We start from the raw sequence: 1758 nt of genomic DNA on the forward strand, positions 1-1758 counted from the left end.
GCGCAAGACTGCAGACTTTGATGCGCCCATCGTGCATTTTCCGCGCGAGGGGCAAGAGGTCGGGAAGTTTCCAATGTTCTCCGGGACGGGGGAGCCGGGTGCTGGAGTCGTGATTGTCAAAGAGGGGGAATTGGGTACCCAGTTGGGCAGAACGTTGGTGGATCGTGATGGACAGTGGGCGCTGCGTTCGCAGGTCGAGTTGCCGGCGGACATTCCTTATCGCTACTCGGTGCGCCAGTTCCGCGATGATGTCAACTCAAAGTGGGTGGTGCCCAACCGCAGCGTCAAAGTGATTCGGTTTTACAATGGGTTTACCATGCTGATCATCGACAAACCGGTGAACGATCCGTTGCAGGTACTCGAACAGCAGCCGGTGTTTTCAGGTAGAGGCATGCCCGGGGCAGAGCTTCAAGTGTCTATACGTAGCTCCACGACGGTCCTCGCGACGACGAGGGTGGATGCGCAGGGGAACTGGAGGGTACGCAGTGCAGCTGTGCTGCCGGTGAAGGCTGATGCTTACGTAATAGCGGCTCAGCAGTTCATGGATGGTCACGCATCGGTCCTTTCCGACATTTCCAGTACCTTCAAAGTCGCTGAAAAGCTGGACAAGCCCGTTATCACCAGCCCGCCCCAGCGATCCAGCGTCGCTCCTCACGCGGTAATTCGCGGCACCGCACTGCCCGGGGCGGAGGTGAAACTGTACAGGCACAATCACCCCAATGTCGTATGGGGGCGTGGTGTGGCGGATGAACAAGGGCAGTGGGTCATTGTTATGAATGAGCTGCCGGTGGGGGATAATTTTCAAATGGCGGGTAAGGCTTATAAAGGTACGCTGCAGTCGCCATGGATGGATAGGCATGTTCTGCATGTAATCGATATCGGCTGACATTTTGCGGCGACTTCAGATGGCCCTCTATTGAGGGCCGTTTTTTGTCCGCTACAAACTTCCATCGCTGAAAACCCTCCGATGAACGGTCATGAAACCTGTCAGATATGACAGTAGACCCTCGCCCTTCAGCAAGCGCTAAATCGACATGACGCCAGCCGTCCACTCGCTGACGAACATGGCAACGGATCTTGCTTGAAGGGGACATAGCGCGATGAGTTCATCTGACAACCGCCCGATTCATCAACTGGTCAAAGCTGTGCTTGGGGAGAGGCGCATTGGCGTGGTAATGCCGTTCGATGAGCACATCGCAGCCAATCCCAGCGTATTCGATCTGATAAAACTGGGTGTTGACGGATTGCAGGAGCTGGGGCTGAGCCGCGAAGAATCACAGGCCCTGATGGCTCGGGGTAACGCCTTGGCGTTGTACATGGCCCGGGTGTATCGCGAGCAGAGTTTGCGTGCCGCGCCGACGTCGGACGATGCACAAGCCATGGTCACGTTGCCTTCGTACCAGGAACTGTTCAAGCCGGACGTTAATGGCGCAGCCCCGCCGGGCAGTCCAGAGCACAGCGCCTCGACCACAGCCTACATGGTGGCCCTGCGCGAGTGGGTAAAAGACAACATCGTGCCCAAGGGCGAAATCAGCCAGACGATCCCGCTGCAGGATCGCCGCCCCGATGTGGATGAATTGCTGATCGACGAAATGGCGATCAACCGTGTGCAGTCACGGCTGGAAATTCTCAACTCGGTGCTTGAGGCGCAGATCATGGCCCGGCCCAATGACGGTATTGCGGACGTCAAAGCCTACCTGCGTACCATCCGTTTTCATAACGGTCTGCCCTATGACCATGACTGGGAAAGTATCACCC

General features: G+C 56.9%; 2 protein-coding genes. Both read left to right on the plus strand.

Translation table 11 applies throughout. From position 1 onward, the window contains the following. On the plus strand, positions 1 to 886 hold an 886-nt coding region (locus AC1DRJ_RS26465; protein WP_477804751.1), incomplete at its 5' end, for a hypothetical protein. Positions 887 to 1100: 214 nt separating this feature from the next. Next, a partial coding sequence (locus AC1DRJ_RS26470) for a Tc toxin subunit A (protein WP_477804752.1) occupies positions 1101 to 1758 on the plus strand: 658 nt, incomplete at its 3' end.

This window comes from Pseudomonas sp. P5_B2 (assembly GCF_056400445.1).